Genomic DNA, 14,926 nt, shown 5'->3' on the forward strand with positions numbered 1-14,926 from the left:
CTCTAAGGTGAGTTATGTTCTAATAGGCTACTATTAACCTCCCTCACCATGGCGAAACGATTATTTTCTAATTATTGGAATTTAAAGACACCATCTTCCTCTTGTTTTCATACTTCTACGTATATTTATGTTGCTAGGTATATTTGTCGGATATTCGGAGTATATTGGATTCATATTCGGAAAATGGATGCCTGATTTTCGGCGATGATCGATGTAAATGGGCGATATAATACACCTATACTTCGATATGAAAAGAGAGGAATCATCATATGAACACATTCGCCGTACAAACAGAACAATTTCACAAACTCCACATTCCCGGGCAGCCCTTAATTCTGATGAACGTCTGGGATGCAGGTAGTGCCCTCACTGTAGAGCAGGCTGGAGCTACAGCAATTGCTACCGGAAGCTGGGCAGTCGCTCACGCGCACGGTTATGAAGATAGCGAGCAGTTAGCATGGGAGCTGGTGCTGGCTAATGTACAGCGCATTTGCCGGGTTACGCGCACACCAGTAACGATTGATATCGAGAGCGGATACGGCGCTGATCCTGAGATCATCGCGCGGCACATCCTGCAAGTTATATCGTATGGAGCAGTCGGTATCAATCTGGAAGACCGTTTGCCGGATCGTCAGGGAATGTATTCTATTACAGAGCAGAGTGAACGGTTGCGGGCGGCACGATATGCTGGCAATCTGCATGATGGACAGCTGTTTATCAACGCGCGAACCGATCTCTTTTTCCAACATCCGACCGATTCGCACTCTATTCAACATGTTGATCAGGCGCTGGAACGCGCACATGCCTATGCAGAAGCCGGAGCGAATGGACTGTTTGTACCGGGTCTGAGCGATCTGTCCTTGATTGAAGCATTATGCAAGCAATCGCCACTGCCCATCAACGTGATGGTCAATCACGAAGTCGATCTGAATGCCTTGGCACAGTGCGGAGTATCGCGTATCAGCTATGGTCCTGCGCCGTATTTGCAAGCTTTGCAGACGCTGAACGTCATGGCGCAGCAGGTGTATAATTGGTCGCCTGCAAAATAATCATTTATTCTCCTAATAACGTATAGACGCAAATAAAATTATACTATATTATCCTAGTTGCTCTGCTCATTTCATTCCAAACAATGGAGCATCACAAAAAGAATGACAAAAAAAGTTCAATTCCATAATGGAGTTGAACTTTTCATTGCGAGGTTCTATTTTTACGTTTTCATCGCTGAACAATACCATGTGTTCCTTTATAATATCCTCTTTCGAACGATGTAGATCATGCCTATTCATCCCAAACCATGCAGGCTCACATCGCCTCTGGTTCATACTCGCTCAACTTGCCTTCATATACCAAACACAGTTGCTCACTGCTACGCAAATCCTCTGGTGTTACTAGCGCGGGCAGCTTACTCCACAGCTTAATGCCAGAGCGATGCAGAATCTCCGCCACAAATTGTGAGCAGAAATAGGAATTGCTAAACTCCACCGGCTCCTGAATCGCCACTCCAATAATACCGAGCAGATTGTAACCGTACTTCTGACTGCTACGGATAAAAATATGCAGCACTCGCTTCATCTTGTCCACTTCACGCGGCGTGACCTTGAGTTCATAGATTACACAGGTGGTATTCGGATACTTGCTGTATGTACCAGTCTGGATATTTTCTTTGACAAAACCGCCGTTCAGCGGATTGTTCGGCTGCTTGCGTCCGAAGCTGTACAGCTCGTTCAATTCACGGTCAAATGAGATCGACGCATGGTTGTAAGGCGCCTTCGTATACAACCCAATCATACGTGTGAATAGCGTCCCCGTATTCGTCAGCAAAATATAAACGGATTGTTCCTCGTCCATGCTGCAATTCCCCTCTTATCAAGTTGGCATTATTCCTTCATAATAACATAGGAACCTCTGTCTGCTGCGACATATTTGATACGACAGAGCAATCTTATTTCTCTACAGGCGGTGATGGCATATGAGCGCGTCTTTGCTTACGCTCATTCTCGTATTTGCAGCTTTACTAATCGTCCAGCTCGTATACATAATCATTGGTAAAATCCAGCCGGATCGCGATTACCGTCTCATCGGCACACGCATCAAAACATGGTGGGGCATGTTCTTTATCTTTTGTCTGGCGACGCTGTTCAACCAGATCGTATCCCTGCTATCGCTGATGGTGCTGACGTTCTTCGCACTCAAGGAATACTACTCCATGATTCGCACACGCAAGGCGGATCGGCGGTTATTTCTGTGGTCGTATTTGGCGATTCCATTGCAATTTTACTGGATCTATATCGGCTGGTACGGCATGTTTATCGTATTCATCCCGATCTATGTGTTCCTGCTGTTACCGTTACCGCGCCTAATTAACAAAGGCACTGGCGGTTTCCTGCGTAGTGTCAGCTCCACCCAATGGGGCTTGATGCTGATGGTATTCGGTCTCAGCCATATGGCATATTTCCCATTTGCTACACCGCAATATGGTGGTGGACTGGTGCTGTTCCTTGTGCTGCTTACCCAGCTCAACGATGTGGTGCATTATGTAGCGTCGATGTATATTGGCAAACGCAAAATCGTACCAACTTCCAATCCATATCTGACGTGGGAGGGCTTTGCATGTGCATTTGTCGCAACGATTGCAGCAGCGTATATCGCTCATCCGTATCTGACGCCATTTGGAACAGGGTTTACGTTGATCATCGGGGCGCTGATTAGTCTGGCGGGCTTTTTCGGTAGTTTGACCATTTCGGTGCTCAAGCGCGATCTGTTGATCGGTGACAGTGGCAAAGCGGAAGCGCTCAAGGAAAGCTACCTCAGTCGTGTCGACAGCCTTACGTATACTGCACCTGTTTTTTTCCATGTTGTGCGGTATGTCTTTGACTTTATGTAAAAAGAGACCCTATACTTTGTTCAGATGCACAACCCGGCATATAGACCAGGAGGCGGAACATGTATAAGCTCTCAGATCGACAAGCACAGGATATCGTCGACAAAATGATGCAAGATATCCCGTACAATATAAACATTATGAACGAGCAAGGCATTATTATCGGCAGCGGCAACGCCCGGCGAATCGGTACGGTTCATCAGGGAGCAGTTGCTGCGCTGCAAACTGGTACGATGGTCGAAGTGTGGCAGGACGGTCGTCTGGAGAAAAAGGGCACCAATGAGCCGATCGTGATCAACGGTCAGCGCATTGGTGTTATTGGCATTAGCGGCGACCCTGACGAAGTGCGTCCGTTCTGCAATCTGGTGCGTACGACGGTCACGCTGTTGATCGAGCAGCGCAGTCGACTGGAAAGTCTAGCACATGAAGCCAATCGGAAAAAGGCATTTCTGGAACAGCTGCTACGTTACACTGGCTCTGCCTATCCGCCGCGTATGAGACGGGAAGCGACAGAATACGGGCTGGATCTGTTGCTGTGCACAACGGTTCTGCTTGTCCGCCGCTTGCGCTTAGATGAACATACCGCTCGGCTATTGCTGCAATTCCCTTCTTTTCAACAAACTAGCGAGCAGGACGATATGCAGCTAATCTTCGTACAACATGAAGCAGAATTGCCGTCCTTGCTAGATACGTTGCGCCATCGTCAACCACAGGCGCAACTCACCATCGGACGCTCTGAATTTCTCATTGCGCACAGCTATGCGCAGGCACACGATACGATGAATGTGTTGCTGGCGCTGCAACCGGACACTTCGTTTGCCACATATGACCAGCTGCAATTCATCATTCAGTTTGGACAATCGGTAACGACATCGCATAACCCCGTTGTGAAGCTGGAAGAACATGCCGATCTACTGCAAACGCTACGCAGCTTTATTTTCCATAATGGCAGTATTCACGATACAGCGCTGGTTCTCAATATTCACCGCAATACGCTGCAATATCGGCTGAAACGCATCCAAGCCATCACCGGACGCGATCCACGGCAATGGCTGGAATTGATCGAATTGACGCATGGATTGCTGGCGATGTATTTTGCGCCATGATGATAAAGCTGACTTTATCCTAGCGACAACTTCAGCGTACGACCGATATTTTCCATCGTGCGTTCTACATTGGCAGGTCCTTGCTCTAGCAGCTGTTCCAATTCGCCTGCACCCGGCACAATGCCGAATATAGCATCAATGCCTTCCTCATATAGCGTATCGATGCCTTCGCCCACATACCCAGCAATAGCAATGACCGGCTTGCCTGCGGCTTTAGCTGCCTGTGCCACACCATGCGGCGTTTTGCCAAATTTGGTCTGGAAGTCGATGCCGCCCTCGCCGGTAAATACCAGATCTGCCCTTTCCAGTTGCTCCCGTAATCCGGTGTATTGGATCACAATATCAATGCCGCGCTGCAAGGTCGCCTGCGTAAACGTCATCAGTCCCGCACCCAATCCGCCTGCCGCACCCGCTCCCGGCAGCTCCCGCACATCCTTATTCAGATCATGCGCAATCACATCCGCATAATGATGCAGACTGTCGTCTAGCTGACGCACCATCTCCGGTGTCGCCCCTTTTTGTGGACCAAATACATACGATGCGCCTTGCTCACCGCATAGTGGATTGCTCACATCGCAGGCAACGATCAATTCGGTCTGCTGCAATCGTTGATCCAGTCCGCTGCAATCAATACGAGACAGCTGCGCCAGCGCCGCACCGCCGCGTGGCAACAATGCCCCTTGCTCATCGAGCAAACGTACACCGAGCGCTTCCGCCATACCAGCACCACCATCGTTGGTCGCACTGCCACCGATGCCGATAATGATTTTGCGAATCCCTTGTTCCAGACAGGCAAGAATTAGCTGTCCCGTACCATATGTGGACGTAATTAGCGGATTGCGCTGCTGACGCGGCACAAGATGCAGCCCGCTTGCCGACGCCATCTCAATCGCCGCCGTCTGTCCATCTCCGAGAATGCCATAACTCGCCAATACCGGCTCACCAAGCGGTCCGCTCACTTCCAGCTGCATCATCGTCCCACCGGATGCATCCACCAGTGATTGCACCGTGCCTTCGCCGCCGTCCGCCATCGGCACATGAATATAATTTCCCTGCGGGAATACGTTGCGCAGTCCACGTTCCATCGCCACACATACCTGCTTGGCGGTCATACTTTCCTTGAATGAGTCCGGCGCTAGTACAAATGTCTGTTCGCTCATCTCTCTCCACTCCGTCTCTGTTGTAATTGATCTATTAGAGATATTCCCTATACAATACTTGGTTTGCCCAATGAACCGCTATCCGTGAACAGATACGCGTTCGCTGTTATAACAAAAATCCATACAGCAGCGTTGCCACAATTGCCATCGTTCCGCCGACCATCGCTTCATACGGTACAACACCGAGACGCTGACGGATACTCATCTTCATACTGTCTGCGGTCACATGGAAATAGTTGCCCTGCGGCAGCGAATCAATGACAGTCGCTCCGGTATGCACCATGACTGCAGCCGCCAGTGGAGCGGTGCCCATATTCAGAATCGCTTCACCAAAGGAACCCGTCGCCAGAATGACACCAGTTGAAGTGGAAGCTGTTGCCGCCGCCATCAGAATACCGGAGATCGGTGCCAGAAATGTGCCGGAAATGCCAGATGCGTCGATCAGTGCGACCACCTGTGATGACAGATTGGATGCCGAGATCAGACCAGCGATCCCGCCCGCACCGACCAGAATGAGTACAGTAGCTGTCATTTTGTTCAAGCCAGCGGTTGTATATTTTACAATGTTATTCGCCTGTCCCATCGCCAGCATACCGACAATACCTGCAATCGGTAAAATGTACATCGCATCCACCTTGAAGCTGGACAGCCAGCCGATGCCTGCAATCGAGCCAATCGGGTTGATCATCAGCAGTACAACTGCCACGACTGGTGCGACAATCGCACGACTCAGCGGCGGATATTTGGACATGTCCACATCGCCGTCGTCCGCTTCCTCGCCAGACACCATATCGCCTTTACGTTTCAACAGCGATGCGACGATTACCGCAACCGCCAACCCACAAATCGCTGGGACAAAGCCCGCCAGCATAACACGACTCAGATCCAGATCGAATCCGCGCGCCGCCGCAATCGTATTCGGATTGGGTGAGATAATATTGCCCGCTTTGCCGCCGCCGGACAATGCTACTAGTAGCGCCAGCTTGGAGATGCCCATCTTGTGACCGACCGACAGCGCAATCGGCGCAACGATCAGCACTGCCACTGGAATAAATACGCCGACTGCCGTAATAATCATCGTCGCCAAGGCAAGCGCTAGAATTGCCTTACTACCGCCAAATTTGCGTACAATCGCCTGTGCAATCGTCTCTGCCGCACCGGATTCCATCATTACCCCTGCGAGCACACCTGCTGCCAGCACGCGCAGTACCGTACCCATCACACTCTGGGTACCGCTTACAAGAATACTAACCGTCTGTTCCAGATTCGCACCGCCGAGCAACGCCCCGACAATCGCGCCCAGAAACAACGCATACACCGGATTCAATTTACGCAAAATCAAAATAATCGCAAGCGCCAGCCCTGCCAGCGCACCAAGCCATCCAATCGTTAAGCCTTCCATACCCGTCTTCCCCCTACGTACATATTGAACACGCTTTCATTATATAAAGGGATGTTAGCAAATTATATTGATGAACGGACGAAATTCATTGTGCAATTGCACAATAGATGAATCACTCATCAGATAACAGAGTATACATGACAACATACAGGTGAAGAAAGATAACGAAATGAGAACGTCACCAACCCTCGGCTAAAAACAGCAAAAAACCCGATCCCTTCTGCAGAAGAAATCGGGTTTTCGCTTAGTTTCATTTCGAACCGCTTCGCCACAATCGGTAATCATCACAGCGATGCAAATATATTCCGATTCCCACCTGTACTCAGGCAGTCGCTGGCTTGGCAATCTCTGTACCGTTCAAAATCAGACGATAGTTAATATTCGCGCTCAGCGAATCGGACACTGCACAATACTTCTCTTTGCCCATCTGAATAGCGCGCCAGACACGATAATCTGGAATCTCGCCATCTACGTGGAAGATCAGATCAATATCGGTAAATCCTTTTGGCATCTCCTCGCGGCGCGTACCATCCGCTTCAATCCGAATCCCCTCAATCTGATGCAGAAACGAATCCAGAATCATCGTAATATCAATCCCGATACAGCCTGCCAGCCCTGCCAGCAGCAGCTCCATCGGCGTTGCCCCTTTACCCAGTCCACCATAAGCGGGAGTCGCATCCATACCGACCGGATAACCGGAAGGGCCTGTCGATTCAAATGCACGTCCACCGTGCCATACTGTCGTTACATTCATGGGTCGTACCTACCTTTATACGAATTTGGTTTTTATTTTGCACATGATTTGCCATTGATGTGGCATATTGTTTGTATTCTGTATCGCAGATGAATTGCATGTTATAGAGGATCGTTCGTCAATGTTCACATGCTATGCTACTCTTCGCTTGTTATTCATCCATCAACATCAATGATCCAGTACCTTACTTAGAAAACGCTGCGCCCGCTCACTAGATGGCTGTTCAAAAAACGCCTCCGGCTCAGCTTGTTCCACAATCCGACCTTCATCCATGAAAATCACCTTGTTCGCTACCTGCTGTGCAAACTTCATCTCATGTGTGACCACGATCATCGTCATGCCTTCCTGAGCGAGCGATTTCATCACATCCAGCACCTCGCCTACAAGTTCTGGATCAAGCGCAGATGTCGGCTCATCGAACAGAATCAGTTCCGGCTGCATCGCTAGCGCACGCGCGATGCCCACGCGCTGCTGCTGTCCACCGGATAATCGCGATGGATACTGATCCTTTTTGTCCAGTAAGCCGACACGCTCCAGCATTTGTTCGCCCAGATTACGTGCCTGTATAGCACTCATCTTTTTCACCATACGCAGCGATTCGGTCACATTGCCCAGTGCCGTCTTGTGCGGATACAGATTAAATTGCTGAAAAACCATGCCGGTACGGCGACGAATCTGCGCCATTTCGCGTTGTCGCTGCCGGGGCGACATGCTGCTATTCACCTGATGATTCTGCACTTGAATAGAGCCGCTGCTCAAATCCTCCAGACCGTTAATACAACGCAGCAATGTACTTTTGCCCGAACCGCTCGGTCCGAGCAGTACAACAATCTCGCCTGCCTGCACATCCAGATCGATCTGATGCAGCACTCGATGCTTACCAAACTGCTTGGACAAATTGCGAATCTGTATCATCTTGTCCACCTCCATATGCTTCTGTATAGGATTCGCTACCTGCTTAATACGCCCGTGCCAAGCGCTTTTCCGCCATTTCCAGCAGTGTAGCAAAGACCGTACTCATCACCCAGTACATGATAGCGATGCCGAGATAAAAGGGCATATACACGTAATACTGCGCGATCAACAGATCCGCCGAACGCATCAGATCAGTTACCGTAATAACAGACACAAGCGACGTTTCTTTTAACATCCCGATAAACGTATTGCCCATCGGCGGAATCGCTACCCGCGCCGCCTGTGGTAAAACAATGCGCCACATCGTTTGCAGTGAAGACATGCCTGTCGCATATGCTGCTTCCGTCTGCCCTTTTGGAATCGACAAAATCGCACCACGAAACGTTTCTGACAAATACGCACCGATATTGATACTGAGCGCAATACACGCCGCAGGCACCGCATCCAGTGTAATGCCGTAATCCGTCAATCCGTAATACACGATGACCAGCTGCACCAGCACCGGCGTACCACGAATAATCGATACATAAAAGCGTGCCACCGCACGCACCAGCTTGTTGCCCTTCATGCGCGCAATCGCCACTACAACGCCGATGATCAATCCGAAGAACATTGAGATGACCGTTAACAGCAGCGTATAACCCGCCCCTTTGAACAGAAACGGCAAATTGTCCAGCACAAGCTGCCAACCCGGTTCACTAACCGTTTGCATGTTTCCATCGCTCCTTTCCCAATCTCTATCGCTCTCTGCTTGATAGGGCGTGCCTAACACATGCCCCGCCCCATTCTGTTGCTACTCATGGTAAAAGACTGCGCCATAGTAGCGCAGTCCTCCTCTCTCTTCCTATCACATCATGGAGTGAATCGTAGCCGCTTATTCCGCAGGCGGCTGCTCACCAAACCATTTTTCAAATATCGTATTGTACGTGCCATCATCCTTCATATCTTGGAGCGCTTTGTTCAGGGATTCCAGCAGCTCAGGATTGTTTTTGCGGATCGCGATACCGGCTTGATCGGATTTGATCGCATCGCCAACGGCTTTGATTTTAAAACCATTCTCCTCTACAACTGGCTTCAGTGCATAGATGTTGTTGATCGTCGCGTCGATGCGTCCCACGTTCAAATCTTGCAGCGTGGTGATCACATCGTTATACGTTTTGATCGTAAAATCGCCTACCTGCGGCAACACTTCGTTGCGCAAATACGTTTCGTCGTTTGTGCCTAGACCGACACCGATATTTTTACCTTTAAAATCGGCAAGCTTGGTAATGTCGGTGTTGTTTTCGTTGACGATGATCTTCACCTGATTGGTAATATACGGATCGGAGAAGTCCAATTGCTGTTTACGCTCATCCGTAATTGTCACCTGACTGATGATGGCATCGAATTTGCCCGCTTGCAGACTCGGAATCAGACCGGAAAATGCCTGTGTCGTAAATTCCACTTTCACGCCAAGACGCTTGGCAACTTCATTGGCGATATCTGCATCAAAGCCGATTACCTGCTTGTTGGAATCCAAGTAGTTGTACGGCGCATACGTGCCCATCAGGCCGACTTTGAGCACGCCAGCAGATTTGATCTGCTCCAGCTCATTGCCACTTGATGATGTAGCTGTTTCCTCACTGCCTGTGCTACCTGCATTGCTGGATGTGGACGCTGCATTACCGCAGGCGCTCAGTATGAGGGTGAATACAACAACCAGTGCCAGCGTCAGCGTGCTTTTACGTTGAAAAAATAGCTTCATGGATCATTCTCCTTTATGTGGATGTACCGGTTTAGGCTTATTCCAGATCAGTACATATTGTTGATTGACTCGTCAGTCGGTTTATTTTTAAATCCTATCCGATAACTTGGTTATTGTCAATTGCTTTCCTTACATGCATGTGGAATAATTTTTGCTATTTTCGTGGCGAGGGACAACAGATCAGCTACGCACGCAGGCGGTTTATATAAATGGATATGAATAAGGATGTGCTACCTTGTCCACTGAGGAAAGGGCAGCACATCCTTGAGAGAGGCAGCTTATACGTGTTGGGCAAAGATGTTTTTGAGTTCACTTGCCATCAGTTGCCATGCTTCTTCGGCATTCGCAGGCGTGCCGCTGTGTGTGAAGCCGTGCGCTTCACCGGGGTATTGGCGCTGGGTGACGGCGACACCGGCTTGCTTCAGATGAGCGGCGTATTGCTCTGCTTCTGCTGCTAGTGAATCTTTACCTGCCGTGATCACAAGTGCTGGCGGCAGATGTTGCAGCGACGAGATAGGTGCGAATACCGGAGATGCCAGCGGATTGCGCGCATCGGCAGCATTTTCAAAATACATCTCATTAAACATACGAGCCATATCAACCGGAATCGCTTCGGCAAAGGAGGGCTTTTCCGCTGGATCAGTATGAAGATCAAGCGGCGGATAATCGAGAATCTGGTATGCGATTGGTAACTCGCCACCTTTGTCCAGATTTAGCAAGCAGACGGCAGCGGACAGGTTGCCACCAGCGCTATGTCCGCCAATTGCAAGCTTGGAGCCGTCCCCGCCCCACTCGGCAGCATGCTCACGAATCCATTGTGCTACTTCATAGCACTGATAAACGGCGGCAGGGAATTTGTGCTCTGGTGCTAGCACATAATCGACATTGAATACGATACAACCGGACAGATCGGCAACATAGGCGCACCACGGATCATCCATTTCTGGATCGCCAAGTACAAAGCCACCGCCGTGCAGATTGATAAACACCGGCGCAGGTTCGTTCACATCCAGCGGACGGTAGATGTTAGTACGTGCATCACCATAGGCGGTCGGGATCACAATCTCGATACGCTGAGCGGCAGGCGTACCCGGCGGCGTCAATGTACTGCTATCCACTTGAGCAAATTGCTGTTCACGTATTTGACGGATGATGTTCAGTTGTTGTTCGTTCATCGGTATCACTCCGTTTCGGTAAAATAGCTAGCAAAAGAAGCTTCTGCGCATAATGATCCATAAGAGTAAAATAATCTTCTATTCACCAAGGCATACATCATCTTATTCAAACTTTTCTTGCAGCCATGCGATTTGTTCAGGCAGTAAAGTGGCACTATACGCATAATTGCCTTCAAAACAAATCCCAACAGTCTGGGCACCGTACATATTGACGGCTTCAACCGCATTGCCTTGAAACATAGCATAATTCAGCTGTGCATAACGAAAGCCACTCGTTTTCAAATTACATTCCACAAACGAAGCATGTCGCAAATCGGCATAATCAAAGCTGGTATTTAGTATAGACTGCTCAAAAATAACATGCTGTAGGTTTTGCTTTTTAAAATTTCCGGCAACCACTTCAATATTCGCAAAGTACCGAATACCCTGCTGAATTCTTTGTAAAATTACATCTGCTGCCAGCTCTTCATGAATAATCACTTCATCTATCCCCCATTACTCACTCTTCGAACCATGCTTTCCCTGTCAACTCGTTCCATTCGAGTACAAATCCATCCGCATCTAAGCGCCAACTGCAAAAGGTATCAACCATTACGAACAAATCAAACCCCTCATAACCTTCTACCGTTTTCCGTTCTAACTTTAGAATCTCAAAGCCTCGCCATCTCTGCGGATCAACATCCAGATCTTGATCCTTCTCATGCTGTTTAGCTTGACTAAACCGTACGTTATAAAATGTTAAGCGGCAAGCTCCGGTATATTGCGCGTTTGGATAAGGGTTTAATGGATGATCTCGTTCAAGAATCGACCATTCTAGCAGCAAAACAACATTTCCCCCTTGTTGCCTGACTTCCAATACGACTGCATCGTGAAAATCAAGTTGCTCCAGCTCCGCATCGGTTGTTGTATATCGATACTCGCTATTTTCCATACTATGCCTGCCACCTTCATCCATGCAATCTACTACAATATATACACCAAACCTATCTGCTATCATCTGCGATACTGCTCCGAAGAATGCCTATTCAGCAGTAGTCCGAATTTTTATTTCATTAATTATCTATTTATCCATAATTATACTTCGCTATCAAAAAAAGCTTTATTCTTTGTTCTACTATCGATGTCCGATCCGCTTTTACCTATATACATAGTTATAGCTTCCTCTATACACAATAGATATGTTGAGCGATTCGCTAATACTATGTTGCTAACCTGCTCTATCTTTTCAACTGTCTTATCACCATAGTATCCGTAGAAATCGACCTACAACTGCCCCCAATACACCTCTGTCTCATAATCCATATATACAACGCCATCCTGCTCCGTCTCGTTGAATATCCGCTCTGCTTCCTCCATCATCTGCGCATATCCAGGTTCTCCAACGGACGGCACGTACGAAGTTGAGCGCAATCTGCCCTGCACTCCATCCAGATCCAACACCTGACGATTGATAAATGTCGCCCGCTGCATCGTGCCCTCGCGGAATACCGGATGCTGCAACTGACTGAACATATACTGATGATTCACTTCGTTGTAATCTGTACCGAATTGCTGTAATAGTTGTTCGTATCGCTCCAGAAACTCACTGCCCGTCTGAAGCCGCGTATTCCAGATAAGCACCAGCTTGCCATCCGCTCCGGCAATTCTGCGAAACTCGCTTACCGCACGCTGTGTATCAAACCAGTGAAAGGATTGCGCACAGACGATCACATCCACACTATGATCCGGCAAGTTTGTCTGCTCCGCCGATCCGTCCACCAGATGCAGATGTTCAGCTGGCAATGTCTCTCCAGCAGCACGACGCATCGGCTCATTCGGCTCCACCGCGAACACATTCAACCCACGCTCCAACAGCAATGCAGTGAAAATACCTGTTCCCGCACCAACATCCGCTACCTTGTGCCCGGACTGTAACCCAATCGTTTGCTGCATATAATCTAGCAGCTCCGCTGGATAGCTCGGACGATACTTTGCATAATCATCTACACGCGCCGAGAAACGCTGGGTTGCATCCTGTTTGTTCTGCGCACTCATAATACTCATCCTTTCTGGAATATGATTCTCACACACAAACATAGATACAGATACAGATACAGATACAGATATTAAGAAGTATTTCATTACATACTTTAGTAAAGTCATCTTATGTTCCGTCTAATGAAACAGAGTTTTGTTATAGAAAAATTATATACCAGATGCACAGACATTCCAAATTGATATCATGCTACACTTATACATCAGTAATGCAATATTATTGATCACTTAGCAGCACAATATTGTCTATATCGTCTCTTAACATAACTCTATATATAACCGTATACGTATGATAATGACCGATCGCGATTGTATGAATGGTATAGCTTTCTGTATACCTTAACACCTTCATTATTTACATATAAACACATTTTAATACATATTTATCCATAAAATCATGCAAATCCTTCTGTTTTTCGCCAAAAATCGAATAGATTCTATTTATTTTTACAAAACCAATTGACATACTTGGTTTTAGCTTCTATATTAAATTCTAACATCACAAGTCGCACATCCATTAAAGCTTTAACGCAACTACGTACAGGGGGAACCAACCATGAAAAAGTCTTCAAAATCTGCACTTCTGCTCTCTATTCTGATGGTCTTCGCGATCGTGCTGAGCGCCTGCGGAAACGGAGCAGCAGATAACAACGCTTCGGGAAGCGCAGAGAATGCTTCCGGCAATGCTCTTGCCGGTAAAAATATCGCACTGATCATGCGTCTGAACAATGGTAACTTCTCCGCTCAATATGTAGACGGTGTCAAAGATCAGGTTGCCAAATACGGCGGTACCGTAACCGTATTGAGTGCCGACAACGATCTGAGCAAAATGGCATCCTCGCTGGATGCAGCGGTCAACCAAGGTCAATTTGATGGTATCCTGATCGACCACGGCGATGCAGGCGCACTGACAGCTGGTGTACAAAAAGCAGTACAGGCTGGCATTCCGGTTGTTGCGTTCGACTCCGCACTGGAAGGTATTCAAGGTGTAACGAGTCTGGCACAAAATGACCAGAAGATGGCTGAATTGACACTGGATCAACTGGCAGCCGATGCTGGTGGCAAAGGTAATATCGTCAAAATCTGGGTAGCTGGTTTCCCACCAATGGAATCCCGCCAGATCTCGTACAAGAAGTTCCAAGAGAAATATCCAGATATTAAAGAAATCGCTGCTTTCGGTACAGCAGACAACGCCCAGCTGGATGCACAAACCCAGATGGAAGCGATCCTGAAACAGTACCCGAACAAAGGCGATATCACAGCAGTATGGGCATCATGGGATGAATTTGCCAAAGGTGCCAGCAATGCGATCAAACAAGCCGGACGCGATGAGATCAAAGTGTACGGTATCGATATGAGTGACGAAGATCTGAGCATCATCCAAGATAAAACCAGTCCGTGGGTCGCTTCCGCAGCGGTTGATCCAACAACCATCGGACGCGTACAAGTTCGCTATCTGTACCAAAAATTTGCAGGTGATACATCCGACCAAAAAGTCGAACTAGAACCTGTTTACGTAAAACGCGATGACCTGCCGAAGGACAAAAAAGTAACAACTGCCGACTTGAGCGATTATGTAAAAGGTTGGGGCGAAAGTGATCAAGGCAATACGGACCAACTGAAAGAACTGGAAAAAGCGGTTGCAGCAGCGAAGTAATTCCAAGACAGACAGGGCAAGATTACGATATACGCTGCCATATAGCTATCGTTTGTTCCATGACTGTTAGTTGTTCACAGCCAGCTTACAGACAA

General features: G+C 48.2%; 15 protein-coding genes. 4 read left to right on the forward strand and 11 right to left on the reverse strand.

Going from position 1 to position 14,926, the window contains the following annotated elements; genetic code table 11:
* The first annotated feature begins 269 nt into the window (after window positions 1–269).
* A complete protein-coding gene (locus ACDE64_RS23375) occupies window positions 270–1,049 on the forward strand; it encodes an isocitrate lyase/phosphoenolpyruvate mutase family protein (protein WP_411348519.1) in 780 nt (259 codons plus the stop codon).
* 256 nt (window positions 1,050–1,305) lie between these two features.
* Here ACDE64_RS23375 and ACDE64_RS23380 read toward each other — a convergent pair whose 3' ends face one another.
* Entirely contained in the window at window positions 1,306–1,851 is a 546-nt protein-coding gene (locus tag ACDE64_RS23380; protein WP_411348520.1) for a hypothetical protein, read from the reverse strand.
* Window positions 1,852–1,972: 121 nt separating this feature from the next.
* Here ACDE64_RS23380 and ACDE64_RS23385 point away from each other — a divergent pair, with 121 nt between their 5' ends.
* Both ACDE64_RS23385 and ACDE64_RS23390 read left to right on the forward strand, forming a co-directional pair.
* Window positions 1,973–2,887 (forward strand): phosphatidate cytidylyltransferase, encoded by a 915-nt coding sequence (locus ACDE64_RS23385; protein ID WP_411348521.1) that lies wholly within the window; start codon window positions 1,973–1,975, stop codon window positions 2,885–2,887.
* Between the two features lie 59 nt (window positions 2,888–2,946).
* A complete protein-coding gene (locus ACDE64_RS23390; RefSeq protein ID WP_411348522.1) occupies window positions 2,947–3,990 on the forward strand; it encodes a CdaR family transcriptional regulator in 1,044 nt (347 codons plus the stop codon).
* Between the two features lie 14 nt (window positions 3,991–4,004).
* Here ACDE64_RS23390 and ACDE64_RS23395 read toward each other — a convergent pair whose 3' ends face one another.
* From ACDE64_RS23395 to ACDE64_RS23440, 10 genes are all read right to left on the reverse strand, one after another.
* Entirely contained in the window at window positions 4,005–5,150 is a 1,146-nt protein-coding gene (locus tag ACDE64_RS23395; RefSeq protein ID WP_411348523.1) for a glycerate kinase, read from the reverse strand.
* Window positions 5,151–5,256: 106 nt separating this feature from the next.
* Window positions 5,257–6,552, reverse strand: coding sequence for a GntP family permease (locus tag ACDE64_RS23400; RefSeq protein ID WP_411344441.1), 1,296 nt, complete (start codon window positions 6,550–6,552; stop codon window positions 5,257–5,259).
* 322 nt (window positions 6,553–6,874) lie between these two features.
* Window positions 6,875–7,306 (reverse strand): OsmC family protein, encoded by a 432-nt coding sequence (locus ACDE64_RS23405; protein WP_411348524.1) that lies wholly within the window; start codon window positions 7,304–7,306, stop codon window positions 6,875–6,877.
* A 168-nt stretch (window positions 7,307–7,474) separates the two neighbouring features.
* Complete coding sequence (locus ACDE64_RS23410; RefSeq protein WP_411348525.1) at window positions 7,475–8,221, reverse strand: amino acid ABC transporter ATP-binding protein; 747 nt, start codon at window positions 8,219–8,221, stop codon at window positions 7,475–7,477.
* 43 nt (window positions 8,222–8,264) lie between these two features.
* Window positions 8,265–8,933 (reverse strand): amino acid ABC transporter permease, encoded by a 669-nt coding sequence (locus tag ACDE64_RS23415; RefSeq protein ID WP_411348526.1) that lies wholly within the window; start codon window positions 8,931–8,933, stop codon window positions 8,265–8,267.
* 162 nt (window positions 8,934–9,095) lie between these two features.
* Entirely contained in the window at window positions 9,096–9,965 is an 870-nt protein-coding gene (locus ACDE64_RS23420) for a substrate-binding periplasmic protein (RefSeq protein ID WP_411348527.1), read from the reverse strand.
* 278 nt (window positions 9,966–10,243) lie between these two features.
* Window positions 10,244–11,140 (reverse strand): alpha/beta hydrolase, encoded by an 897-nt coding sequence (locus ACDE64_RS23425; protein WP_411348528.1) that lies wholly within the window; start codon window positions 11,138–11,140, stop codon window positions 10,244–10,246.
* A 102-nt stretch (window positions 11,141–11,242) separates the two neighbouring features.
* Window positions 11,243–11,620, reverse strand: coding sequence for a pentapeptide repeat-containing protein (locus ACDE64_RS23430; RefSeq protein WP_411348529.1), 378 nt, complete (start codon window positions 11,618–11,620; stop codon window positions 11,243–11,245).
* Between the two features lie 19 nt (window positions 11,621–11,639).
* Complete coding sequence (locus ACDE64_RS23435; RefSeq protein WP_411348530.1) at window positions 11,640–12,071, reverse strand: hypothetical protein; 432 nt, start codon at window positions 12,069–12,071, stop codon at window positions 11,640–11,642.
* 332 nt (window positions 12,072–12,403) lie between these two features.
* Entirely contained in the window at window positions 12,404–13,174 is a 771-nt protein-coding gene (locus tag ACDE64_RS23440) for a class I SAM-dependent methyltransferase (protein ID WP_411348531.1), read from the reverse strand.
* Window positions 13,175–13,730: 556 nt separating this feature from the next.
* Here ACDE64_RS23440 and ACDE64_RS23445 point away from each other — a divergent pair.
* Window positions 13,731–14,831 (forward strand): sugar ABC transporter substrate-binding protein, encoded by a 1,101-nt coding sequence (locus ACDE64_RS23445; RefSeq protein WP_411344449.1) that lies wholly within the window; start codon window positions 13,731–13,733, stop codon window positions 14,829–14,831.
* Window positions 14,832–14,926: the final 95 nt, after the last annotated feature.

It is taken from the genome of Paenibacillus sp. WLX2291 (assembly GCF_046603665.1).
In the GTDB taxonomy this organism is placed as follows: Bacteria; Bacillota; Bacilli; order Paenibacillales; family Paenibacillaceae; genus Saccharibacillus.